The sequence below is a fragment of the Arthrobacter sp. NPDC056727 genome, assembly GCF_042790555.1.
In the GTDB taxonomy this organism is placed as follows: domain Bacteria; phylum Actinomycetota; class Actinomycetes; order Actinomycetales; family Micrococcaceae; genus Arthrobacter.
Genome location: NZ_JBHTZA010000041.1, coordinates 1 through 23,947 on the forward strand (window position 1 = coordinate 1; position 23,947 = coordinate 23,947).

Genomic DNA, 23,947 nt, shown 5'->3' on the forward strand with positions numbered 1-23,947 from the left:
CGGCCGGTCACCTCAGGTGACCAGCCGGCGTCGTCCGTTTAATCCTGTGGAGTTTTTGTAAGATAACGGCCCCACACGCGCCTTCAGGGCCTAATAAGTGGACAAAAACTCCCGTCGGCGGAGTGCTTAGCCGTGCTCGATGCTGTTCGGGTGCCACGCGCCGGTCACGAGGTAGGTGACCTTCTGCGCCACGGACACACCGTGGTCAGCGAACCGCTCGAAGTAGCGGCTGGCCAGGGCCACGTCCACGGTGGTGGCCGGGGATTCCTGCCAGTCCGGGCGTGCGATCGCCTTGAAGACGCTGAGGTGGAGGTCGTTCACCGCGGAGTTGGCCTTCAGGATGTCGCGGGCAACCTCGAGGTCGCGGGTCTCCAGCAGCTGGGTGAGCTTGTTCGCGATCTCGATGTCCGTCTCGGCGAAGCTCTTGAACGTCCCGGTCAGCGACTCGGGAATCACCGTGGAGGGGAACCGCAGCCTGGCGAGCTGGGCGATGTGGCGGGCAAGATCGCCCATCCGCTCCAGCGACGCGCTCATCCGCAGCGACCCGACGATCATGCGCAGGTCGCTGGCCACGGGGCCCTGCAGGGCGAGGATGTCGATGGCCCGCTCGTCCAGGCTGTTCTGCAGGAAGTCGATCCTGGCGTCCGCGGCGATGACGTCCTGGGCCAGGTCGACGTCGGCACTCTCGAACGATGTGGTTGCCTTGCCGATCGCTTCGCTGACCAGCTTTGAAATCTCGATGAGGTCCTCGCCCACATGGGCCAGCTCCTCCTGAAAAACCTTGCGCACGTAGGCGTCCTTTCCCTCGGAAACTCCGCCCCGCCGCGGCGGTCAGAATTTCGTGTCACCGTTCCGGCAGTCCAACCGCACACTCTTCCAGTGTTTGGTGAACTGTTGCACACCTCAAGATGAACGTTAGCTGAATCCGTACCGCATGGGCCGTTTATCGGATATCGGGGCTTCCCGGAAGCATAAGCTGGAGGCGTGGATCCAATGCTCTTAGGTGTCATCGCCGGCCTGCTGGGCCTGTCGTTCGGCGTCTTTGGCGTGCTCGCCTTCCGGGCCAGCGAGAAGCAGCGCGAGCTCGTGGACATTGAGTACGACGAACCGGCGCTGCCCCAGGGCTCCGCGGAGGTGCTGGCCGTCGTCGGGCAGGCGTTCGTGGTGGTGGACGCGATCGACGGCGTCGTCCGGGCGAGTCCGGCGGCCTACGCCTACGGCCTGGTACGCGGGCACACGGTGGTGCACCGTGAGCTGCTGGACATGACGGCGAACGTCCGGCGCGACGGCGTGATCCTGGAGCGGCAGCTGGAACTGTCGCGGGGGCCGCTCGGCCAGGGGACCATCATCGTGCAGGTCCGGGCAGCGATGCTTGGCGAGGAATACATCGTCCTGCTGGCCGATGACCGCACCGAAATCACCCGTACCGAGGAGATCCGCAACGATTTCGTGGCCAACGTGTCCCACGAACTGAAGACCCCGGTCGGCGCCATCTCGCTGCTGGCCGAGGCACTGGAATCGTCCGCGGATGACGAGGACGCCGTCCGCCGCTTCGCGAAACGCATGCACAAGGAGTCGGCCCGCCTCGCCGCCCTGGTGCAGGACATCATTGAGCTTTCCCGGCTGCAGGGCGCCAACGTGGCGCAGCAGGGGCACCCCGTGGACATCAACGACGTCATCTCCGAAGCCGTGGACCGGTCGCAGTTGCCCGCAGAGAGCAAAAACATCCAGATCGTCATCGGCGGCCGGGCGGAGGCCAAGGTCTACGGTGACCAGGACCTTCTGGTCACCGCGCTGCGCAACCTCATCGACAACGCCATCCGGTACTCGCCGGAAAACACCCGCGTGGGCATCGGCGTGCGGTCCAAGGAGGGCCTGGTTTCCGTCTCGGTCACGGACCAGGGCGAAGGCCTGTCGCCCGAGGATCAGGAACGGGTCTTCGAGCGCTTCTACCGGGTGGATGCGGCCCGGTCCCGTCACACCGGCGGAACCGGCCTGGGCCTGAGCATCGTCAAACACGTTGTTTCCAACCACGGCGGGGAAGTCACCCTCTGGTCCCAGCCCGGGCAGGGCTCCACGTTCACCCTCCGGCTGCCGGAGATGGAAGGGCAGGAAGACCAGCCCGTCCTGGATCCGCGCGCTGCAAAGACATTGGCCCCCGCCTCACCGCAGGGCCAGCCCGACCGGCCGCAACAGGCCAAGGAACCACACGACGCCGCCGGCGTCCACGAACGAGGAGCTAACGCTTGAGCAGGATTCTTATTGTCGAGGATGAGGAATCGTTCAGCGATCCCCTGTCCTATCTTCTGGGCAAGGAAGGGTTCGAAGTGGAGGTCGTGGACAACGGCCTCGACGCCATCACGGAATTCGACCGCAACGGGGCAGACCTCGTGCTGCTCGACCTCCAGCTGCCGGGCCAGTCCGGCACCGAGGTCTGCCGGCAGCTGCGGCAGCGCTCCACCGTCCCGGTCATCATGCTGACCGCCAAGGACACCGAGATCGACAAGGTCGTCGGCCTGGAGCTGGGGGCGGACGACTACGTCACCAAGCCCTACTCCTCCCGCGAATTGGTGGCCCGCGTCCGCGCGGTCCTGCGGCGCCAGGGCGAACCGGAGGAACTCATCTCCTCCACCGTCCACGCCGGCCCTGTGCGGATGGACATTGAACGGCACGTGGTGAGTGTCGACGGCGAACAGGTGTCCCTGCCGCTGAAGGAGTTCGAACTGTTGGAAATGCTGCTGCGCAACTCCGGACGCGTGCTGACCCGTGGCCAGCTGATCGACCGCGTCTGGGGCTCCGACTATGTGGGCGACACCAAAACGCTTGACGTCCACGTCAAGCGGCTCCGCAGCAAGATCGAACCCGACCCGTCCCTGCCGCGGTACCTGGTCACCGTGCGCGGACTGGGCTACAAGTTCGAACCGTAGGACGCACCGGCAACACGAAGAAGGAGGGGTTCCCGGCCGGGAACCCCTCCTTCTTCATGTGCGCTGTTAGTGGCTTTCGGTGGGCGTGGCCGTGGCGGACTCGCCCGGCGTCGCGGTCTGGCTCGGGGTGGCAGATTCGCTGGGAGTGCCGCCGGGCAGGTAGGCGGCGTATTCCTTCAGGGTGCCGTCCACGACAGGGATCTTCACGGTCTTGTCGACGTTGGTGCCGTCTTCGCTGACCTGGATGTCCGCGAGCGCTCCGGGCTTGCCGCCGGATGTGCTCAGGATTGCTGCGTCCGTGGACTGGTTCAGCAGGGTGTAGGAGTTCTTCTTGACCGGAACTTCAGTCTGTGCGCCCTCGGCACCCTTGAGGGTGACCTTGACGTCCTTCGAGGAGGAGTTGTAGACGGCGCCAATGACGCGGCCGGGCTGGTTCTCACCGGCGGAAACGATCAGCATGTTGCGGAGCTGGACCGGTCCGACGTCGGCACGGACTCCATCGGAGGAAGAGTACTGGTGAGAGGTCTGCTGGGCGTTGACGTAGCCGCAGCCCGTCAGGCCCAGCAGGCCGATGCTCAGGGCGGCTGCCGCCATCGCCATCTTGCCGCTCTGGCCCCGGTTCATCGCAGTGAAACGCACGTCACGCACTCCTAGAAAAGTCTTTGGAAAAGTTTTCAGGCATAGCCTATCGGCAAAGAGGGTCAAACAAGGATTCGGCGCCTCCACATGACCGGCCCTTTCCGGGCATCCCCGGCGCCGTCGTTGCCGTCCATGAGGGCCCGCAACTACCCGCGCGTAACGCTTGTGGGCGTGCATGCGATGCACTATTGTTCGCGTTCGTCAAGGGGTCTAAGGGGCCGATTTCGGCTATTTTCCGCGGATTTACGGGCTTCCAGGCCCGTATCCATGCCAGAGATATGCCTTAATCGTGATAAACTGGTCTGCGGGAAAGGGGAAAGTCCACATGGTTTTTGAGGTCGGCGAGACAGTAGTTTACCCTCACCACGGTGCAGCAAAAATTGAAGAGATCAAGATGCGCACTGTTAAGGGCGAAGAGAAGATGTATCTCAAGCTCAAGGTGGCTCAGGGTGATCTGACCATTGAAGTTCCAGCAGAAAACGTTGACCTCGTTGGGGTACGCGACGTAGTGGGCAAAGACGGTTTGGAGCACGTGTTTGATGTGCTTCGTGCCGAGTTCACTGAGGAGCCCACCAACTGGTCGCGTCGTTACAAGGCAAATCTGGAGAAGCTTGCTTCCGGTGACGTTATCAAGGTTGCAGAGGTCGTCCGCGACCTGTGGCGCCGTGATCACGACCGGGGCCTTTCCGCAGGCGAGAAGCGAATGCTGGCCAAGGCCCGGCAGATTCTGATCTCAGAATTGGCTTTGGCTGAAAAGACCGACGAAGAGAAGGCTGCGAGCGTTCTCGACGAGGTCCTGGCTTCCTAAGTAATAGGAGCTTCCTGACAAGAATTGAACCCCGGTGGCAGAGTGCCGCCGGGGTTTCTTCTTGCCCGAAAAAGCACGGCAGGGACGTAGGCTAGAGCGCATGAACACTGCACCCAGGCGCCCCGTGACCGCCGTGATACTCGTCGCCGCCGGTTCCGGGCAGAGGCTGGGTTACGGCATGCCGAAGGCGGCTGTGCCGCTGGGCGGTGAACCGATACTGATGCATGCCCTCCGCGGGATCGTCGCGGCGGGCATTGCGAGCCAGGTGTGCATCGCGCTTCCGGCCGGTGAAAAGGAGCTTCGCCGGCTCTGCGAGGACTTCCGGGTGGAGTTGGTCGACGGCGGTCCGCTGCTGACAATGGTCGACGGCGGCGCCTCCCGGGCGGACTCCGTCCGTTCCGCTTTGGCCGCCGTGGAGGACGGCACCGAAGCGGTCCTGGTCCATGACGCCGCCCGTGCCCTGACACCGGAGCCGGTCTTCCACCGCGTTGCCCAGGCCCTGGCCGCCGGCGCCGACGCCGTCATTCCGGTCATCCCGGTGGTGGACACCGTCAAGACGGTCGCCGCCACCGAGGGTCAGGCCGCGGACATCGCGCCCGAACTCGTCACCGGAACAGCGCCCCGCGAGGAGCTTCGGGCAGTGCAGACCCCGCAGGGCTTCAAGCTTTCCGTACTGCGGCAGGCGCATGAAGCAGCCGCGGGCTTCGATGAGCGCCAGGCGGCTGCGGTTACCGACGACGCCATGCTGGTGGAGCTTCTCGGCGTGCCGGTGCATGCCGTCCGCGGAGCCAGCCAGTCCCTGAAAATCACCACATCGCTGGACCTCATCATCGCGGAGGGCCTGCTCGAGGGGCCGCTCGGCGCCCGCTGGGTGGAAGGCTGACAAACCACATGACGGAAAACTCCATGACCAACAACCCTTCGCGGACCCCGGCGCTCCTGCCACGGACAGGCATCGGCATCGACGTGCACGCCTTTGCTCCGGAGAGCGACCCGCAGCCGCTATGGCTGGGCGGGCTTTTCTGGGAGGGGGAGCGGGGCCTCGCCGGCCACTCCGACGGCGATCCCGTGGCGCACGCAGCAGCGGACGCGCTGTTCTCCGCCTGCGGCATCGGCGACCTTGGTACGCACTTCGGCACGGACCGGCCTGAATTCGCCGGTGCGTCCGGAGTGACGCTGCTGGCCGAGGCTGCCCGCATCGTTCGGGCGGCCGGCTTTGAGATTGGCAATGTTGCCGTGCAGTTCGTGGGCAACCGGCCCAAGTTCGGCCCGCGCCGGGAGGAGTCCCAGCGTGTCCTGACCGAGGCCGCGGGCGCCCCGGTCAGCGTCACCGCCACTACCAGCGACGGCCTCGGCTTCACCGGCCGCGGCGAAGGCATTTCCGCTGTGGCAACGGCCCTCGTCTACCCGGCCGGATAGCAGCCAGCCGCCCGGCTGACCGGCAATGACGGTGCTCGGCCGTCGGGCCACATCACCTACGCTGGAATAAGCACCAGTACCGCAATCACAGGAGACCCGCCGTGAAAAAGTTGCTTCCCGCCGTCGTGATCGCAGGGATGCTTCTGGCCGGCTGTGCCGGCAGCTCCCGCCTGAGCGTCGAGGAAAGCTGCAAGTTCCTGCAGGGCGACACGTTCAAGCCCAGCGGCAACCAGCAGCAGCAGGCCGACCAGATCGCCAAGCACTACCAGGAGGTCGCCGACAAGGTGGCCCAGGACGTTGCCGACCCCATCCAGAAGATGGCCGACATCATGAAGCAGGTGGCCGGCACTTCGCTGGGAACCAAGAGCTCGGAGCAGACGGCGGAACTCGCCAGGCAGAACAACCGGATCGGCCAGGTCTGCAAGTAAACGGGGACATGGGCATCGGCTAATCTGGAGCGGTGACCCTGCGCTTTTACGACACTGCATCCGCCGAAGTCCGCGACTTCGTTCCCCTGGTACCGGGCAAGGCAAGCCTGTATTACTGCGGTGCCACGGTGCAGGGCATGCCGCATGTGGGCCACATCCGCTCCGCCATCGCCTTCGACCAGCTCACCCGCTGGCTGGAATACCGCGGCTTCCGCGTCACCGTGGTCAGGAACGTCACCGACATCGACGACAAGATCCTCGCCAAGTCCGAGGCCTCCTTTCACCCGGATTTCGAGCAGGAGCCCGGCTCCGTGCCGGAGGAGGAATGGTGGGCGCTGGCCTACCGCTATGAGCAGGAATTCCTCAAGGCCTACGACACCCTCGGCGTCTCCCGCCCCACATACGAGCCGCGGGCGACCGGCCACATCCCGGAGATGCATGCCCTCATCCAGCTGCTGATCGACCGCGGCCACGCGTACCCCGCCCTCGACGGCTCCGGTGACGTCTACTTCGACGTCCGCTCGTGGAACAAGTACGGCGCCCTGACTCGGCAGAAAATCGACGACATGCAGGGCGCCGCCGACGCGGACCCGCGCGGCAAGAAGGACCCCCGCGACTTTGCCCTCTGGAAGGGCCACAAGGAAGGGGAACCGACGACGGCGAGCTGGGTTTCGCCGTGGGGCGCCGGGCGTCCGGGCTGGCACCTCGAATGCTCCGCGATGGTCACGAAGTACCTCGGCACCGAGTTCGACATCCACGGCGGCGGCCTGGACCTGCGCTTCCCGCACCACGAAAACGAGATGGCTCAATCCCAGGCGGCGGGCCACGGCTTCGCGAACTTCTGGATGCACAACGGCATGGTTACTTACCAAGGCGAAAAGATGTCGAAGTCCGTCGGCAACACGATCAGCCCGGCGGAGATGCTGGAGCTCGCGCCGCCGCGCGTCGTGCGTTACTACCTGGGCCAGGCGCAGTACAGGTCGGTGCTGGACTACCAGCCGACGTCGCTGCAGGAGGCCGCGGCCGCCGTCGAACGCATTGACGGTTTCATTGCCCGTGCCGTCCGTGCGCTGTCCTCCGACGGCGTCCTGTCGTTTGGCAGCCACGGCATCGTTCCGGACGCCTTCGCCGCGGCGATGGACGACGACCTCAACGTGCCGCAGGCCCTCGCCGTGCTGCACGACACGGTCCGCGCCGGAAACTCGGCGCTCACCGGCGGCGACCTGGAGACAACGCGGCAGGCGCTGATCGGCGTGACCGACATGCTGCGGGTCCTGGGAATCAGCGCCGCTGCACAGCCGGCCCTTGACGACCAGGCCACCAGTGCTCTCGGGACGCTTATCGAGGCGCAGCTCGCCGCCCGCGCCGACGCCCGTTCCAGGAAGGACTGGGCCGCCTCGGATGCCATCCGGGACACGCTTGCGGCCGCCGGCATCCTGGTGGAGGACAACGCCGACGGCGCCACCTGGAGCTTGCAGCGCAGCTAGCCTTCGCGGCCCCGGGGCCGCCGGCCCAACGATTTAACGCCAGTCAGTAGACTGGAGTTCAGACTTACTCAATACAAACAAGGTGGAATCATGGCCAACAACGGTCGCCCGGGCGCAATCCGCAAGAACAAGAAGGGCCCCACCACCGGAACCGGTGGCCACGGCCGCAAGGCACTCGAGGGCAAGGGGCCAACCCCCAAGGCCGAGGACCGCCCGTACCACAAGGCGTACAAGAACAAGCAGCTCTCCGAGCGTTCCGCAGCCAAGCGGTCAGGCGGTACAGGTGCGCGCAGCGCCGGCGCCCGGTCGGGCCCGAAGGGGCGCGCCACCGAAGAGGTCGTCACCGGCCGCAACTCCGTCGTCGAGGCTCTCCGCGCCGGCATTCCGGCCAAGGCGCTGCACGTCGCCATCCGCATCGAGATGGACGACCGCGTCAAGGAATCGCTGAAGATCGCCGCCGAACGGGGCATCCCGCTGCTGGAAACCGGCAAGCCCGAGCTGGACCGGATGACCGACGACGCCGTCCACCAGGGGCTCGTGCTGCAGATCCCGCCGTACGAGTACCAGGACGCCTACGACCTGGCCGAAGAGACCGTTGAGGGCTGGAAGAAGGGGCACATCGCGAACGCCCCGCTCTTCGTTGCCCTGGACGGCATCACCGACCCCCGCAACCTCGGGGCGATCATCCGTTCGGTCTCGGCATTCAGCGGCCACGGCGTCATCGTCCCGGAGCGCCGCTCCGTCGGCGTCACGGCCGCAGCATGGAAGACCAGCGCCGGCGCGGCCGTCCGCGTCCCGGTGGCCCGGGCCTCCAACCTGAACAACGCCCTCAAGCAGTTCAAGGACATGGGCGTCTTCGTCCTGGGGCTCGACGGCGACGGCGACGTTTCGCTGCCCGACCTCACCCTTGCCACCGAACCTGTCTGCATCGTGGTCGGGTCCGAAGGCAAGGGCCTCAGCCGCCTCGTCCGGGAGAACTGCGACCAGATCGTTTCCATCCCGATCGACTCCGCCATGGAATCCCTGAACGCCTCCATGGCCGTCGGCATCTCCCTCTACGAAGTCTCCCGCCAGCGCGCCGCCAAGTAGCCCGCTTCGGCCGCGCCCGTCTAGACGCTCTCTCAGCTTCTGCAGGAAAAAGCCAAACGCTCCATCAGCTTTCGCAGCGAAACAGCAAACGCTTCTTCACGATGTGAAGAAGCGTTTGCTGTTTTCCCGCAGGATCTGAGGAAGCGTCGGTGGTTTCCCTGCAGGACGTGAGGAAGGGTCCTGTTTTAGGCGACGGGATCTGAGGAAGCGTTGTTCTCCCCTAGAACTCCCGGCGGTTGGCCAGGACCGGGAGCTTGGTGCGGGCTTCCTTGACCAGGCCGGGATCCAGGTCGGCGAACAGGAGGCCGGGGGCGCCGTCGAGCTCCTCCAGGACCGCGCCGAAAGGCGAGACAACCGCGCTGTGCCCGACGCCGGTGGGCGCAGCGCCGCGGGGCTCGATGCCCTGGGTGGCGGGGTCGCCCTGGCCGCAGGCGAGGACGTAGGTGGTGGTGTCCACGGCCCGGGCCCTGGCCAGGAGCTGCCACTGGTCCACCTTGCCCGGGCCGGAACCCCACGAGGCGCAGACGATGTTGGCGACGGCTCCGCGCTCTGCGTTGGCCGTGAAGAGGGCCGGGAAGCGGATGTCGTAGCAGGTGGCCAGGCCAAAGGTGAGGCCGCCGACGTCGAACGTTACGGGACCTGTCCCCGCGTCCACGGTGTCCGACTCCAGGAACCCGAAGGCGTCGAACAGGTGCACCTTGTCGTAGCTGGCCTCCACGCCGGGCCCGGTCACCAGCAGCGTGTTACGGACTTTGCTCTGGCCATCGGACGGCGATGAACCGGGCGTGAACATTCCGGCAACAATCACGATCCCCAACTCGTCGGCAATCGAGCGGACGCGGCTGGCCCACGGGCCGTCGACGGGTTCGGCGATGTCCAGCAGGGAATTGCCGAATGCGCGCATCGTGGCCTCAGGGAAAACGACCATATCGGCGCCGCCGTCCTTGGCACGGCGGGCATATTCCTCCACCACGGTGAGGTTCCGCGACATATCCCTGCCGGTGATGATCTGGGCCAATGCAATCTTCACGAAAACCTCCAGTGGGTGCGTCATTACAGCGTTCAGCAGTGCCGCCGCCGTCCCATCCGCGTAATATGCGGACCAAGACAGGCTATTTGGACCTGACGGCTAAGCTTTAATTGATGGTAATGCCCCTTTTAGACACAGCCTTGACGGTGGATGACTCCCAGGCCTTTCCCCTCGGGGTCCGCGAAGCGCGCCAAGGTGCGGAGGGCGAATCCGGCAACCGGGTAAGCGTCGGGGTGTATGCGCCCGGCATCGCAACGCTCGAGGTGGCCTACCAGGCTCCCGGGCAAAGCTGGCGTCTGCACACCCTGTCCGGCCTCCCGAACGGTGTCCACCTCGGTGTGGTGGACGGTTTCCCGGTGGGAACCCGGTACGGTTTCCGCGCGGCCCGGAAAGCCGCGCCGAAGGGCGAAGAGGTCCTCCCGCTTGCCGTCCCCACAGCCGATTTTGACGACGACGGCGGCCAGCCGCTGCTGCTTGACCCTTACGGCCGGGCGGTCGACGAACGCGACGGCTTCCTGACCAGCGTCAGGACATCCGCCGAGTTCGACTGGGGCAGCGACGAGAAGCCGGATACCCCGTGGCGCAACACCATCGTCTACGAGGCACATGTCCGCGGACAGAGCATGCTGCACCCGGACATTCCGGAGGCGCTGCGCGGCACGTACGCCGGCATGGCCCATCCCGCGATGATCGAGCACCTCACGGGTCTTGGCATCACAGCCCTGCAGCTGCTGCCGGTGCACTTCCACCTCGACGAGCCGCACCTCCAGAACCTCGGCCTCACCAACTACTGGGGCTACAACACGGCGGCATTCTTTGCCCCGCACCCCGCGTACGCCACCAAGCCGGCCCAGGAGGCCGGGGCGCAGGCCGTCCAGGACGAGTTCAAGGGAATGGTCAAGCTGCTCCACGCAGCCGGCATCGAGGTCATCCTGGACGTCGTCTACAACCACACCGCCGAAGGCGGGCCGGACGGGCCAACGCTGAGCTTCCGGGGCCTCGGTGAGCAGAAGTATTACCGCACCGACGGCCACGGCAAATACGTTGACACCACGGGCTGCGGCAACACGCTCAACTTCGCGGAACCCAGGGTTATCCAACTGGTGATCGACTCGCTCAAGTACTGGGTGGAGGAGTTCCACATTGATGGCTTCCGCTTTGACCTCGCCGTCACGCTCTGCCGGAACGCAGCCAACGAATTCGATCCCCACCACAAGTTCCTCCAGGAAGTTGCCGCGGACCCGTCACTTTCGAAGGTCAAGCTGATCGCGGAACCGTGGGACGTCGGGTACGGCGGCTGGCAGACCGGCCGGTTCCCCGGTGGCTGGGTGGACTGGAACGATCACTACCGGGACGCCGTGCGCTCGTTCTGGGTTGCGGACCGTGCCGCCCTCGATAACGGCGGCCGGGGCGGGTCCGTGGCCCGGCTGGCGGATGCCCTGTCCGGTTCGGCCAGCCTGTTCGAACCGTCGGGCCGCTCCCGGCTGGCCTCGCTGAACTTCATCACGGCCCATGACGGCTTCACGATGACCGACCTCGTGTCCTACGACCGCAAGCACAACGAGGCGAACGGCGAACAGAACCGGGACGGGCACGGGGACAACCGCAGCTACAACCACGGCTTCGAAGGGCGCACCGAGGACGAGGGCATCCTGGCCCGGCGTGCCCAGAGCAAGCGCAACCTCATGGCCTCGCTCATGATCTCCCTGGGCGTCCCCATGATCACAGCGGGGGACGAGCTCGGCCGCACCCAGCAGGGCAACAACAACGCGTATTGCCAGGACAACCCGCTCACATGGGTTGACTGGACCAGTACGCCGGAATCCCATGCCATGCTCCGCAGCACCAAGCGCGTCATCCGGCTGCGGGGAGAATTCCTCGCCGCCCAGCCCCATGATTACCCGGTCCGCGACGCCCGCTCCTACCTTTACTGGTACGACCGGGCTGGCCGGCCCATGTCCACGGAGCGGTGGAACGACAACGGGAACCGGGTGGTCCAGCTGCTGCTCGGCTCCGACGACGGTCATGTGGCCGGGCTCATCGTAGTCAACGGCGGCCCGGAGGACATCGAGGTCACCCTTCCGCAGGTGACCAACGACGACGGCACGGGCAAGCGCCTGTTCGACCTGCGCCTCACCACGTCCGAGCTTCACGACCGGCGCCAGGGCACCGTGGTCGCGTCCGGCGAGCCTGACGAGGTGCCGGCGTACAGCATCACCATCTACCGCACCTAGACTCCGGGGAATCACACATGCGCAGGCGTTGGACTGTCGGAACGCTGCTGCTGGGGCTTGCCGTCGCTGCCCTCGCGGTCTTCAACCTCTTCATCGCACCGGGCGGCGCGCCTCCTACTGCCGTTCAGCAGAGTGCGGCACCGCAGGGAACAACGACGGCGTCACCCGCCTTTTCGACGTCGGCACCCTCCGCCGCGACGTCGGCACCCGCCGCAGCACCGCCGTCGTCCGGCAAGGCCACTGGCATCCCGAACGCGTCCGGCCTCGCCACCATCCGGGAGTCCCAGCTGCCGGCCGAAGGCCGCCGGACCCTCGCCCTGATCCGGCAGGGCGGACCGTACCCCTATAGCCGCGACGGCGTGACGTTCGGCAACTTCGAGCGCATCCTGCCCCGCAAGGCCAGCGGGTATTACAGGGAGTACACGGTTCCCACACCGGGCGAGTCGGACAGGGGAGCCCGCAGGATCGTGGCGGGGCAGGCCGGCGACAAGTACTACACGGCAGACCACTACGGATCGTTCAAGTTCATAGCAGAAGGCAAATAGCACCATGAAGATCTACTCCGGCGACACCTGGACCCTCGAGGAACTGAAGGACCAGGTCGCGGACGCGGGCCGCCGCAGCCTGCTGGTGCCCGCCGCCGATTCCAAGAAGTCCGTGCTCGCAGCCTTCGGGGAGGCCCTGGACTTTCCGGAGCACTTCGGCGTGAACCTGGACGCGCTCAACGACTCACTGCATGACTTCGCCGACGCCATTTCCGACGACGGCGCGGAGCCGCTGACAGTGATCTGGCAGGTTCCCGCGGCCTTCCGCGGCGACCGCTCGTTCGGCGTCATCTGCGAGATCCTCCAGGACGCAGAGGGCTACGCCGGCAAGGACCTCGCCGTGATAGCTGTCTTCCTCTAAATATCGCCAACGTTTGAGAGCCTGCGCCGCAACTGCCGGCGTCCGGAAGCGTGCGTCAAAAGCTGGGCCCACGCCGTCAGGGCTCCCTGGCCGAGCTTGCGAGGCTAGGGGGACGGTGGGGAGGAACGAGCTAGCACGCGGAGGACGGCGGAGTTGCGGCGCGACCCGCTCTAAGCGTTGACGATCAGCCCCAGCTCGGCCTTGGAGGCGAGGGCGTCGTTCTTGGGGAGCACCCGCACGGTGTAGCCAAAGGAGCCGGAGCGGTCGATCACGATGGACCCGGCGAAGAGGTAGCGGCCGTTGCCGAGCTCCTCCTTGGCCTCCAGTTCCGCCAGTGTCACGTTGGTCAGTTCGTCGCTGTCGGCGGCCTGCCCGTAGGCCACCTCCACGGCGACGTCCTGCGGCGACAGGTTGTGCAGCCCGACGTAGGCGTTGACCTGGAGGGTGTCACCGATCTGAGGGTCCTCCGAGACGCCCAGCGAGTCCACATGCTCCACGTGCAGCTGGGGCCAGGCCGCGCGGACCTTGGCGATCCATGCCGCCAGCGCCTTGGACTGGGCGTAGGAACCTGCCACCGCTTCGCGCCCCGAAACCGCCGCGGGACGGTACAGGACGTTGACGTAGTCCTGCAGCATCCGCTCGGCCGAGACCGCCGGGCCGAGGTGGGCCAGCGTGTGCTTGATCATGGAGACCCAGTGCGTGGGAACCTTCTCGTGGCTGGACTCCGACGGCCCGGCGGCGCCGGCCGACTCGGAGACGGTGCTTCCGTAGAACCGGGGCGCCACCTGCGTCTCGAGCAGTTCGTACAGCGCCGCGGCCTCGATGTCGTCCCGCTCGTCGGCGGAGGCGCCGTTGTTGGCGGTGGGGATCGCCCAGCCGTTCTCGCCGTCGTACATCTCATCCCACCAGCCGTCCAGGACGGACAGGTTCAGGGACCCGTTGATCGCGGCCTTCATGCCGGAGGTGCCGCAGGCTTCGAGCGGCCGCAGCGGGTTGTTCAGCCAGACGTCACAGCCCGGGAACAGCGTCCGGGCCATGGCGATGTCGTAGTTCGGCAGGAAGACGATGCGGTGCCGGACGGCAGGATCGTCGGTGAAGCGGACCAGGTCCTGGATCATCTTCTTGCCGGCGTCGTCCGCCGGGTGGGACTTGCCCGCGATGACCAGCTGGATCGGGTGTTCCTTGTGCAGCAGCAGGGCCTTCAGGCGCTCCGGGTCCCGCAGCATGAGGGTCAGCCGCTTGTAGGTGGGAACGCGGCGGGCGAACCCGATGGTCAGGACGTCCGGGTCCAGCACCGAATCGGTCCACGCCAGCTCGGCGTCGGCCGCGCCGCGCTTCTTCCACGCGGCACGCAGCCGGCGGCGCACGTCCTCCACGAGGGAAACGCGCATCTCACGCCGGAGCGCCCAGACCTCGGCGTCGGAGACGTTGTACGCAAGATCCCAGCGACCCGTCAGCTCGGCTTCGGGGCCGAACCGTTCCCGCGCGAGTTTCGAGATGCGCGGATCCACCCAGGTGGGCACGTGCACGCCGTTGGTGACGGAGGTGATGGGCACCTCGGAGTGGTCGAATCCCGGCCACAGTGCCGAGAACATGCCGCGCGAGACTTCGCCGTGGAGCTTGGCCACGCCGTTGGCCCGCTGCGCGAGGCGCAGGCCCATCACGGCCATGTTGAACACGAAGGGGTTGCCCTCGTGGAAGTTCTCACGGCCGAGGTCCAGGATGCGTGAGATGGGAACGTCCGGCGCCAGGCCTGCTTCGAAGAAGTGCTGGATCTGCGCGGCTTCGAAGCGGTCGATGCCGGCCGGAACGGGCGTGTGCGTTGTGAACACGGTGGACGACCGTCCTGCGGCGAGGGCCTCGTCGAAGGTGAGGGCCTGCTCGCCGGACATCAGTTCCTGGATCCGTTCGATGCCGAGGAATCCGGCGTGGCCCTCATTGGTGTGGAACACCTCGGGCGCGGGAGTGCCGGTGAGCTTCTGGTAGGCGCGCAGCGCCTTGACCCCGCCCATGCCGAGCAGCAGTTCCTGCTGCAGCCGGTGGTCGCCGCCGCCGCCGTACAGGCGGTCGGTGATGCTGCGGGCGGCGTCGTCGTTTCCGGGCACGTTGGAGTCCAGCAGCAGCAGGGGAACACGTCCGACGTCGGCGCGCCAGATGTGTGCCGCAAGTCGCCGCCCGTTGGGCAGGGGGAGGGATATTTCCAGCGGCTTGCCGTTGCCGTCGGCGGCCGGTTCCCGCAGCAGCGTCAGGGGCAGGCCGTCGGGATCGATGACCGGATAGGTCTCCTGCTGCCAGGCATCCCGGGAGAGTGACTGCTTGAAGTAGCCGGCCTGGTAGAGCAGGCCGACGCCGATCAGCGGCACGCCGAGGTCGGAGGCGGCCTTGAGGTGGTCGCCGGCGAGGATGCCGAGGCCGCCCGAATACTGCGGCAGGACCTCGGTGATGCCGAATTCGGGGGAGAAGTAGGCAATGGAGGCGGGGGCATCGCTGCCCAGCCCCTGGTACCAGCGGGGTTCCGTCAGGTACTTGTCAAGGTCCGCGGCTGCCGCCTGGACCCGCGCCACCACGTCCTGGTCCGTTGCGAGCCGGTGCATCTCCTCGCGGCCCACCAGGCCCAGGAAGCTGACGGGGTCGTTGCCGCATTGGGCCCAGACCCGGGGGTTCAGGCTTTCGAAGAGTTCCCGTGTGGGCCGGTGCCAGGACCAGCGGAGGTTGGTCGCCAACCTGGCCAGCGGCCGGATGGGCTCGGGAAGAACGGTACGGACAGTAAATCTGCGGATTGCCTTCACCTGCGCCACACTAATCGACAAGGTGAACGGCAGGAACTGCTTTCGATTACTTTCCGGTAAATGACGAATCGCTTCATTAATTAAGTTCGCAGGCTTAGCAATCCGCCCCATTTCTCGCTAACGTCGAGCCTGTGACGACAAACACGCGAACCAGTGCCCCAGCAAAGCAAACGCCGAAGGTTTCGATCACGGAAGGCCTCAGGTTTGGCCGCTTCCCCATCACGGACGTTCAGCCTGTTGTCGAAGGGGGGAAGTTCCCGGCCAAGGCGCTGCCCGGTGAAGGAATCGTGGTCAGCGCCAGGTCCTTCCGGGAGGGCCACGACCAGTTGGGCGTCAGTGCCGTCCTCCTGGACCCGAAGGGCAATGAGCGCCAGCGGGTCCGGCTCCAGCCGCCGTCCGGTGACCGCGGGAAGGGCACCGACCTGTGGGAAGGCCTGCTCACCCCGGATTCCACCGGAAAGTGGTCGTTCGTCATCGAGGCGTGGCACGACCGCTACGGCACCTGGCACCACAACGCCGAGGTCAAGGTGGACGCGGGCATCGACGTCGAACTGATGCTTGCGGAGGGCGCGGCACTGTTGTCGCAGGCAGCCGAGGAACCGGCCAGGAACGACGCCGACCGCCAGACGCTGCGCTCCGCAGCCACCGTCCTCTCGGACGGCTCCCTGTCGCCCGAGGACCGCCTCGCCGCCGGCTTCAGCCGCGACGTCGCCGCCGTCGTTGACCGCGAGCCGATCCGCGAACTCGTCACCGTCTCCGAAGAGTTCCCCCTGCTCGTTGAGCGGGACCGCGCCGGCCGCGGATCCTGGTACGAGTTCTTCCCCCGCTCCGAAGGCGCCGTGCGCAACCACGAGACCGGCGAATGGACGTCCGGCAACTTCCGGACCGCCGCCAACCGGCTGGACGCCGTGGCCGGCATGGGCTTTGACGTCATTTACATGCCGCCGATCCACCCGATCGGCGTCCAGCACCGCAAGGGCCCCAACAACACCCTGATTGCGGGCCCGAACGATCCCGGTTCGCCGTGGGCCATCGGCGCCAAGGAAGGCGGGCACGACGCCATCCACCCCGACCTGGGAACGTTCGAGGACTTCGACGCCTTCGTGGCCCGGGCCAATGAGCTCAACCTCGAAGTGGCGCTCGACCTCGCACTCCAGGCCGCACCGGACCACCCCTGGGTCACCGAGCACCCGGAATGGTTCACCACGCGCGTGGACGGCAGCATCGCGTACGCCGAAAACCCGCCGAAGAAGTACCAGGACATCTACCCGCTCAACTTCGACAACGACCCCGAGGGCCTGTCCAGGGAGATCCTGCGGATCGTCCGGCTGTGGGTCAGCCACGGCGTCAAGATCTTCCGGGTGGACAACCCGCACACCAAGCCGGTGTGGTTCTGGGAGTGGCTCATCGCCGAGGTGAACAAGACGGACCCCGACGTCGTCTTCCTGGCCGAGGCGTTCACCCGCCCCGCCATGATGCACGCCCTGGGCAGGGCCGGCTTCCAGCAGTCCTACACCTACTTCACGTGGCGCAACACCAAGAAGGAGCTTGAGGAGTACTTTCACCACGTGAGCCACGAGTCGGCTGCCTTCTTCCGGCCCAACTTCTTCGTGAACACGCCGGACATCCTCACCGAGTACCTGCAGTACGGCGGTCCGGCGGCGTTCAAGATCCGGGCCGCCCTGGCGGCGACCGCGAGCCCGCTCTGGGGCGTATACGCCGGCTTCGAGCTGTACGAGCACGTGGCCCGGCCCGGTGCCGAGGAGTACATCGACAACGAGAAGTTCGAGTACAAGGCCCGCGACTGGGACGCTGCCGCCGCCTCCGGCCGGACCCTTGCCCCGTACCTGACCAAGCTCAACGAAATCCGCAGGGCCCACCCGGCGCTGGGGGACCTGCAGAACCTCACCCTGCACCAGTGCACGGACGACGCCACGGTGGTCTATTCCAAGCACAAGACCCTCCCGGACGGCACCAGGGACACCGTCATCGTGGTGGCCAACGTGGACCCGCACAGCGCACGCGAAGGCATGGTATCGCTGGACCTGGCCGCGCTGGGGCTCGAGCCCGGTGACCTCAGCCCGAACGGCGGCTTCTGGGTGGAAGACCTGATCTCCGGCCAGTCGTGGGAATGGGGGGAGTACAACTACGTGAGGCTGGATGCGCATGTTGAACCTGCTCACATCCTGAGCATCCGGAGGTAGCCGCCAGTGGCCTTCAGTCCGCAGAGCCCCACCCAGCACTTCACCCCCAAGAGCACGTTCGAGCTCAACGCACCGGGTTTGCAGCATGATCCGCTGTGGTACCGGAAAGCGGTGTTCTATGAAGTGCTGGTCCGGGGCTTTGCGGACGCCAACGGCGACGGCTCGGGTGATTTCCACGGGCTGATCGAGAAGCTGGACTACCTGCAATGGCTGGGCGTCGACTGCCTGTGGCTCCCGCCGTTCTTCCAGTCCCCGCTCCGGGACGGGGGCTATGACATCTCGGACTACAACTCGGTCCTGGACGAGTTCGGCACCATCAGCGACTTCAAACGGCTGGTGGCCGAGGCGCATGCGCGCGGCGTCCGGGTGATCATCGACCTCCCGCTGAACCACACGTCAGACCAGCACCCCTGGTTCCAGGAGTCCAGGAAGGATCCCGAGGGCCCCTTCGGCGACTTCTACGTGTGGAGCGACACGGACGAGAAATACCAGGACGCGCGCATCATCTTCGTGGACACGGAGGAATCCAACTGGACCTTCGACCCCATCCGGCGGCAGTTCTTCTGGCACCGGTTCTTCAGCCACCAGCCCGACCTGAACTTCGAGAACCCGAAGGTGATCGACGCCGTGTTCGACGTCGTGCGGTTCTGGCTGGACCAGGGGATCGACGGGTTCCGGGCGGACGCCATCCCGTACCTGTACGAGGAGGAGGGGACCAACTGCGAAAACCTCCCGGCGACGCACGAGTTCCTGCGCAGGCTGCGGAAGATGGTGGACGAAAGCTACCCCGGCCGGGTGATCATCGCCGAGGCCAACCAGCCGCCCAACGAGGTGGTGGAGTACTTCGGCACGGAGGAGGAACCGGAATGCCACATGGCCTTCCACTTCCCGATCATGCCGCGGCTCTACTACGCGCTGCGTGACCAGAAGGCCGCCCCCATCATCGAGACGATGCACGACACCCCGGACATTCCGGAAGGTGCCCAGTGGGGGACGTTCCTGCGCAACCACGATGAGCTGACGCTGGAAATGGTCACCGCCGATGAGCGGGCCGCCATGCTCGGCTGGTACGCGCCGGACCCGCGCATGCGGGCCAACATCGGCATCCGGCGCAGGCTGGCGCCGCTGCTGGACAACTCGCGGGCGGAAATCGAACTCATCAACGCCCTGCTGCTGTCCCTGCCCGGCAGCCCGTTCCTGTACTACGGGGACGAAATCGGGATGGGCGACAACATCTGGCTCGAGGACCGTGACGCCGTCCGCACCCCCATGCAGTGGAACCCGGACCGCAACGCCGGGTTCTCCAATGCCGACCCCGGCAAGCTGTACCTCCCGGTGATCCAGTCCCTGGTCTACAACTACGCGATGGCGAACGTGGAGGCCGAGGCCGCCCACTCCGGTTCGCTGCTGCGGTGGACACGGCAGATCCTCAGCGTGCGGAAGAACCACCCGGCCTTCGGGCTCGGCGCGTTCAAACATGTGGAGGCCGACCATGAGGTGGTGCTGGCCTATCTCCGCGAACTCCCGGAGGGCAACGCCGCCGGCGAACCGGCGGAATCCGTCCTCTGCGTCTTCAATCTTTCCCAGCACCCGGTGTCCACCACCCTCAGGCTTCCGGACTTATCCGGCCGGGGCCTGCGGGACGTCTTCGGGGGCCAGCCGTTCCCCGGCATCAGCGACGACGGGCAGTTGACACTGACGCTGGGCAGCCACGACTTCTTCTGGCTGCGCGTGCGGTCCGCGGCCTCCAACCCAGCTTCACCCTTTACGCAAGCGATGCCGATACTGTCGATTGAGGGATGAGATGACCCAAACCATGCTGACACCCACACTCGAACAACTGCTCCGCGACTGGCTGCCCGCCCAGAGGTGGTTCCCGGTGAAGTCCCCGGACTTCACCCTGGCGCCGGTGGGCGGGCTGGTCCTGGAGGACGCCACCGGCCAGGCCGGCCTGGAGGTGTTCCTCGCCGCCGTTGACTCCAGAACGGCCGACGGCGTCTCCCGCACCGATGTTGTCCACGTACCGCTCAGCTACCGCAGCCAGCCGCTGCCGGGCGCCGAACGGGCCCTGATCGGCGAAACCGACGACGCGGAGCAGGGGCACCGCTGGGTCTACGACGCCGTCCATGACCCCGTGTTCATCGGCGCATGGCTGGACCTGATGCGGACACAGGAAACCGCAGGGACCGCCAGCGGCCACCTTTCCGGGGCCGCGCAGCCGCTGCCGCAGGCCACCGGAACGGTCCGTGTCCTGTCCGGCGAACAGTCCAACACTTCAGTGATAGTGGACGACGGCGGCTCCGCGGCCATCGTGAAGTTCTTCCGTGTGCTTTCGGCCGGGCGGAACCCGGAGGTGGAAGTCGGGGCTGCGCTGTCCGCCGCCCGGACCCCGGAAGTCCCGGCCACACTGGGCTGGGTCACCGGCCAGTGGTACCCGCAGGGCCAACTTTCCCCAGGTGCGCCCGCAACTGACGGCCCTCTCCAGGGAGAACTGGCGGTGGCCCACGAATTCCTGGCCGGCGGCCGGGACGCGTGGCGGCTCGCCGTTGAAGCGGCGGCCGGGGGAGTGGACTTCACGGCCGAGGCGCATGCCCTGGGCCATGCGACGGCCACTGTGCACCGCAGGCTCGCCGAAACACTGGGAGTCTCGGCCGAAGCGGTCCCGGGCGGGGATATTGCCCCCGGAGTAGCCCAGCGCATGCGCCAGGCATGGGCGGAAGCCGGTTCCGCCGTCGGACCTTACGAAGAAGGGCTGGAAAGCCTGCTCAGCGGGCTGGAAGGCGTTCCCGCCGGCGCGCTGCAGCGCATCCACGGCGACCTTCACCTGGGCCAGATCCTCCAGGTGCCCGGTGCCGAAGGCGGCCGTGACCGGTGGGCCATCCTCGACTTCGAGGGGGAGCCGCTCCGGCCGATCTCCGAGCGCAATTTCCCCGACGTCCCGCTCAGGGACGTGGCGGGCATGCTGCGCTCCTTTGACTATGCCGCCGGCGCCGCCGAACGCGAACGGCCCGATGTTCGCGTCCCCGAGTCCTGGGTGGATGACTGCACGGAGGCCTTCCTGGCAGGCTACGCCGAGGTCGCGCCCGGAACGGTGGACCGAAATTCGCCGCTCTTTGTGGCATTGTGGCTGGACAAGGCGCTCTACGAAGTCGTGTACGAGTTGCGCAACCGACCGGGCTGGCTGGCCATTCCGGTGAATGCGGCCAGACGGCTCCTTAGCACTAAAAGCTCCGGCGAACCGGCCGGGGCAGCAGCGGAAGGTAAGAAGATGACAGGCTCTGCACACACCGACAGTCCCCATGCCCCGTTGCACGTGGACCAGAACACGCTCTCGCGCGTCGCGGCCGGTGAACACCACGCCCCGCACTCGGTGCTTGGTGCCCACTTGGACAACTACGGGCACGTGACCATCCGCACCGTCAAGCACCTTGCTGAGGCGGTCAGCGTGGTGACGTCTGCCGGAACCGTGCCTATGACCCACGAGGCCGACGGCGTCTGGGTGGCGGTGCTGGAACCACTGCAGCACGGCCACGTGCCGGACTACCGCCTTGAGGTGACCTACGAAGGCGCCGAACCGACAACCGTGGACGATCCGTACCGCTACCTTCCCACCGTGGGCGAAGTGGACCTGCACCTGATCGGCGAAGGGCGCCACGAGAAGCTCTGGACCGTGCTGGGCGCGCACGTGCAGCACTACAAGTCCTCGCTGGGCGACATCGACGGTGTCTCCTTCGCCGTGTGGGCGCCCAACGCCGAAGCGGTCCGGGTCAAGGGCGACTTCAACGCCTGGGACGGCCGGGAAAACTCGCTGCGGTCGCTCGGTTCCTCGGGCGTCTGGGAACTGTTCATCCCGGGGGTGCAGGCCGGTGCCTGCTACAAGTACGAGATCAAGACCAAGGGCGGCTACTGGGTGGAAAAGGCAGACCCCCTGGCCTTCGGGACCGAGGTGCCGCCGCTTACCGCGTCGAGGGTTGTCGAATCCCACTACCGGTTCCAGGACGCGGACTGGATGAAGGAACGCGCCGCACGGGATCCGCACAACTCGCCGATGAGCGTCTACGAGGTCCACCTCGGATCCTGGCGCTTGGGCCTCAGCTACCGCGAACTGGCCAAGGAACTCGTGGAGTACGTCAAGTGGCTCGGGTTCAGCCACGTCGAGTTCATGCCCGTGGCCGAGCACCCCTTCGGTGGCTCCTGGGGCTACCAGGTCACCTCCTACTACGCGCCCACCTCGCGCTTCGGGCATCCCGACGAGTTCCGGTACCTGGTCGACTCGCTGCACCAGGCAGGCATCGGCGTGATCCTGGACTGGGTGCCGGCACACTTCCCGAAGGACAACTGGGCCCTGGCGCAGTTTGACGGGCAGCCGCTCTACGAGCACGCCGACCCGAACCTTGGCGAGCACCCGGACTGGGGCACCCTCATCTTCGACTTCGGGCGCACCGAAGTCCGGAACTTCCTCGTGGCCAACGCGCTCTACTGGCTCGACGAGTTCCACATCGACGGCCTGCGCGTGGACGCGGTCGCCTCCATGCTGTACCTGGACTACTCGCGGGAACACGGCCAGTGGCAGCCCAACCGCTTTGGCGGCCGCGAGAACCTGGAGGCCATCTCCTTCCTCCAGGAAGCCAACGCCACGGTGTACAAAACCCACCCCGGCGCCGTGATGATCGCCGAGGAATCCACGGCTTTCCCCGGCGTCACCGCGCCCACCAGCCAGGGCGGCCTGGGCTTCGGCCTCAAATGGAACATGGGCTGGATGCACGACTCCCTCAAGTACGCCTCCGAGGACCCGGTCAACCGCAAGTGGCACCACGGCACGGTCACGTTCTCCATGGTCTACGCGTTCACCGAGAACTTCCTGCTGCCCATCAGCCACGATGAGGTTGTCCACGGCAAGGGCTCCATGCTCCGCAAGATGCCGGGTGACCGCTGGCAGCAGCTGGCCAACCTCCGCGCCTTCCTCGGTTACCAGTGGGCGCACCCGGGCAAGCAACTGATCTTCATGGGCACCGAATTCGGCCAGGAAGCCGAGTGGTCCGAACAGCACGGCCTCGACTGGTGGCTCGCCGACATTCCGGCGCACCGCGGTGTCCAGCTGCTGCTCAAGGACCTGAATGAGCTCTACAGGGCGACGCCGGCGCTCTACTCCCGGGACAACGAACCCGGCGGGTTCCAGTGGATCAACGGGGCCGACGCCGACCGCAACGTCCTGACCTTTGTCCGCTGGGACACCGAGGGAAACCCGCTGGTGTTTGCCGTCAACTTCTCCGGCGGCCCGCACAAGGAATACGCACTGGGTGTGCCGTCCGCGGGAGCATGGACCGAGGTGCTCAACACCGACTCCGAGGAGTACGGCGGATCGGGCGTCCTCAACGGCGGCACCCTGGTTGCCGAGGGCGAAGGCATCGACGGGCAGCCGGCGAGCCTTACGGTTACGCTGCCTCCGCTGGGTGCCGCGTACTTCCGGCCCTCCGACTCCGGCGTGATCACCACGGCGGCCGCGGCCCGGGCGAAAGCCAGCGAGGTCGGAACCGGCATTGTTGCCGGGCCGCCCGCAGGTCAGGCCGGCGCTGCTGAACCTAAGGGTGCCGGGACCCCGGTTGTTGAACCGAAGGAAGCCGCGCCGAAGGATGAGACCGGGAAGTCGGCTTTGCCCGGCGGTCCGCTCGTCTGAGTCCCGGCTCAGCCCCCGGTCTAAGACCCGGAGGAGGGCCCGGAATCCCCTGGGATTCCGGGCCCTCCTCGGCGTTGCGTCGGCCCAGTTGGCATTCCGGCGAGGTAGTGGTAGAGTTTATTTCCGCGCCGCTCCACGGAGCGAATCGGCAGGAAGATCCGGAAGCCACAGGCTGGGCCGGATGAGAATCGCGGATTTGACTCGGACGAAGCAAGCGGGTAAGTTTGAAAAGTTGCTCCGGAGCGATCCTGAATGTTTGGTTTGGGTGGTGCCGGGTGTGTCTGTTGTTTGAGAACTCAATAGTGTGCCA

The 23,947-nt window shown here is 66.4% G+C and carries 18 protein-coding genes; 14 read left to right on the forward strand and 4 right to left on the reverse strand.

The genetic code is table 11. The features are described 5' to 3' along the window. Nucleotides 1-126: 126 nt before the first annotated feature. Nucleotides 127-789 (reverse strand): phosphate signaling complex protein PhoU, encoded by a 663-nt coding sequence (phoU, locus tag ACFRAH_RS23420; RefSeq protein ID WP_377993298.1) that lies wholly within the window; start codon nt 787-789, stop codon nt 127-129. Nucleotides 790-993: 204 nt separating this feature from the next. On the opposite strand from phoU, the gene ACFRAH_RS23425 reads away from it, so the two are divergent. Together ACFRAH_RS23425 and ACFRAH_RS23430 are read left to right on the forward strand one after the other, a co-directional pair. Beyond that, nucleotides 994-2,250, forward strand: coding sequence for a sensor histidine kinase (locus tag ACFRAH_RS23425; RefSeq protein ID WP_377993312.1), 1,257 nt, complete (start codon nt 994-996; stop codon nt 2,248-2,250). Next, nucleotides 2,247-2,927: a response regulator transcription factor gene (locus ACFRAH_RS23430; protein WP_003801167.1), complete on the forward strand. Its 681-nt coding sequence runs from the start codon at nt 2,247-2,249 to the stop codon at nt 2,925-2,927. The genes ACFRAH_RS23425 and ACFRAH_RS23430 overlap by 4 nt, the downstream gene beginning before the upstream one ends. A 66-nt stretch (nt 2,928-2,993) precedes the next feature. Here the strand turns inward: ACFRAH_RS23430 and ACFRAH_RS23435 are convergent, their stop codons facing one another. After that, nucleotides 2,994-3,551 carry a hypothetical protein gene (locus tag ACFRAH_RS23435; RefSeq protein ID WP_377993313.1) on the reverse strand — a complete coding sequence of 186 codons (558 nt, stop codon included), beginning with the start codon at nt 3,549-3,551 and terminating at the stop codon, nt 2,994-2,996. 340 nt (nt 3,552-3,891) lie between these two features. Here ACFRAH_RS23435 and ACFRAH_RS23440 point away from each other — a divergent pair, with 340 nt between their 5' ends. The 6 genes from ACFRAH_RS23440 to rlmB all read left to right on the forward strand — a co-directional run bounded on the left by ACFRAH_RS23440 (nt 3,892) and on the right by rlmB (nt 8,797). Next, the gene (locus tag ACFRAH_RS23440) at nt 3,892-4,374 is read left to right on the forward strand and encodes a CarD family transcriptional regulator (RefSeq protein ID WP_003801164.1); all 483 of its coding nucleotides are present in this window, start codon (nt 3,892-3,894) and stop codon (nt 4,372-4,374) included. Between the two features lie 100 nt (nt 4,375-4,474). Further along, nucleotides 4,475-5,257: a 2-C-methyl-D-erythritol 4-phosphate cytidylyltransferase gene (gene ispD, locus ACFRAH_RS23445; protein WP_377993299.1), complete on the forward strand. Its 783-nt coding sequence runs from the start codon at nt 4,475-4,477 to the stop codon at nt 5,255-5,257. 23 nt (nt 5,258-5,280) lie between these two features. Then, nucleotides 5,281-5,793: a 2-C-methyl-D-erythritol 2,4-cyclodiphosphate synthase gene (gene ispF, locus ACFRAH_RS23450; RefSeq protein ID WP_377993300.1), complete on the forward strand. Its 513-nt coding sequence runs from the start codon at nt 5,281-5,283 to the stop codon at nt 5,791-5,793. A gap of 101 nt (nt 5,794-5,894) precedes the next feature. After that, nucleotides 5,895-6,221, forward strand: a complete 327-nt coding sequence (locus tag ACFRAH_RS23455; RefSeq protein WP_377993301.1) for a hypothetical protein — start codon at nt 5,895-5,897, stop codon at nt 6,219-6,221. Nucleotides 6,222-6,253: 32 nt separating this feature from the next. Then, entirely contained in the window at nt 6,254-7,708 is a 1,455-nt protein-coding gene (gene cysS / locus ACFRAH_RS23460; RefSeq protein WP_377993302.1) for a cysteine--tRNA ligase, read from the forward strand. A gap of 90 nt (nt 7,709-7,798) precedes the next feature. Further along, nucleotides 7,799-8,797: a 23S rRNA (guanosine(2251)-2'-O)-methyltransferase RlmB gene (rlmB, locus tag ACFRAH_RS23465; protein ID WP_377993303.1), complete on the forward strand. Its 999-nt coding sequence runs from the start codon at nt 7,799-7,801 to the stop codon at nt 8,795-8,797. A gap of 220 nt (nt 8,798-9,017) precedes the next feature. Here the strand turns inward: rlmB and ACFRAH_RS23470 are convergent, their stop codons facing one another. Beyond that, entirely contained in the window at nt 9,018-9,827 is an 810-nt protein-coding gene (locus ACFRAH_RS23470; protein ID WP_377993304.1) for a carbon-nitrogen hydrolase family protein, read from the reverse strand. Between the two features lie 113 nt (nt 9,828-9,940). Between ACFRAH_RS23470 and glgX the strand changes: the two genes are divergently transcribed. The 3 genes from glgX to ACFRAH_RS23485 are packed head-to-tail and all read left to right on the forward strand — an operon-like array spanning nt 9,941 to nt 12,967. Next, entirely contained in the window at nt 9,941-12,061 is a 2,121-nt protein-coding gene (gene glgX, locus ACFRAH_RS23475; protein ID WP_377993305.1) for a glycogen debranching protein GlgX, read from the forward strand. A 17-nt stretch (nt 12,062-12,078) separates the two neighbouring features. Beyond that, nucleotides 12,079-12,606, forward strand: coding sequence for a ribonuclease domain-containing protein (locus tag ACFRAH_RS23480; RefSeq protein ID WP_377993306.1), 528 nt, complete (start codon nt 12,079-12,081; stop codon nt 12,604-12,606). Between the two features lie 4 nt (nt 12,607-12,610). Next, nucleotides 12,611-12,967: a barstar family protein gene (locus tag ACFRAH_RS23485; RefSeq protein WP_377993307.1), complete on the forward strand. Its 357-nt coding sequence runs from the start codon at nt 12,611-12,613 to the stop codon at nt 12,965-12,967. A 170-nt stretch (nt 12,968-13,137) separates the two neighbouring features. Here the strand turns inward: ACFRAH_RS23485 and glgP are convergent, their stop codons facing one another. Continuing rightward, on the reverse strand, nt 13,138-15,756 hold the full coding sequence (gene glgP / locus ACFRAH_RS23490) for an alpha-glucan family phosphorylase (RefSeq protein WP_377993308.1): 2,619 nt from the start codon (nt 15,754-15,756) through the stop codon (nt 13,138-13,140). Nucleotides 15,757-15,887: 131 nt separating this feature from the next. On the opposite strand from glgP, the gene ACFRAH_RS23495 reads away from it, so the two are divergent. Genes ACFRAH_RS23495 through ACFRAH_RS23505 form a run of 3 tightly spaced genes read left to right on the forward strand, consistent with a single transcriptional unit; the run spans nt 15,888 to nt 23,637 of the window. After that, the gene (locus tag ACFRAH_RS23495; RefSeq protein WP_377993309.1) at nt 15,888-17,960 is read left to right on the forward strand and encodes an alpha-1,4-glucan--maltose-1-phosphate maltosyltransferase; all 2,073 of its coding nucleotides are present in this window, start codon (nt 15,888-15,890) and stop codon (nt 17,958-17,960) included. A 6-nt stretch (nt 17,961-17,966) separates the two neighbouring features. After that, on the forward strand, nt 17,967-19,763 hold the full coding sequence (treS, locus tag ACFRAH_RS23500; protein WP_377993310.1) for a maltose alpha-D-glucosyltransferase: 1,797 nt from the start codon (nt 17,967-17,969) through the stop codon (nt 19,761-19,763). A 1-nt stretch (nt 19,764) separates the two neighbouring features. Beyond that, nucleotides 19,765-23,637: a 1,4-alpha-glucan branching enzyme gene (locus tag ACFRAH_RS23505; RefSeq protein ID WP_377993311.1), complete on the forward strand. Its 3,873-nt coding sequence runs from the start codon at nt 19,765-19,767 to the stop codon at nt 23,635-23,637. The last annotated feature ends 310 nt before the right edge of the window (nt 23,638-23,947 follow it).

Excerpts from the sequence above, each read along its gene's own strand:
- ispF (WP_377993300.1), top strand. The coding sequence starts at position 5,281 with ATGACCAACAACCCTTCGCGGACCCCGGCGCTCCTGCCACGGACAGGC.
- ACFRAH_RS23425 (WP_377993312.1), top strand. The coding sequence starts at position 994 with ATGCTCTTAGGTGTCATCGCCGGCCTGCTGGGCCTGTCGTTCGGCGTC.
- rlmB (WP_377993303.1), top strand. The coding sequence starts at position 7,799 with ATGGCCAACAACGGTCGCCCGGGCGCAATCCGCAAGAACAAGAAGGGC.
- ispD (WP_377993299.1), top strand. The coding sequence starts at position 4,475 with ATGAACACTGCACCCAGGCGCCCCGTGACCGCCGTGATACTCGTCGCC.
- ACFRAH_RS23440 (WP_003801164.1), top strand. The coding sequence starts at position 3,892 with ATGGTTTTTGAGGTCGGCGAGACAGTAGTTTACCCTCACCACGGTGCA.
- ACFRAH_RS23480 (WP_377993306.1), top strand. The coding sequence starts at position 12,079 with ATGCGCAGGCGTTGGACTGTCGGAACGCTGCTGCTGGGGCTTGCCGTC.
- ACFRAH_RS23485 (WP_377993307.1), top strand. The coding sequence starts at position 12,611 with ATGAAGATCTACTCCGGCGACACCTGGACCCTCGAGGAACTGAAGGAC.
- glgX (WP_377993305.1), top strand. The coding sequence starts at position 9,941 with ATGGTAATGCCCCTTTTAGACACAGCCTTGACGGTGGATGACTCCCAG.
- ACFRAH_RS23435 (WP_377993313.1), bottom strand. The coding sequence starts at position 3,551 with ATGAACCGGGGCCAGAGCGGCAAGATGGCGATGGCGGCAGCCGCCCTG.
- ACFRAH_RS23505 (WP_377993311.1), top strand. The coding sequence starts at position 19,765 with ATGACCCAAACCATGCTGACACCCACACTCGAACAACTGCTCCGCGAC.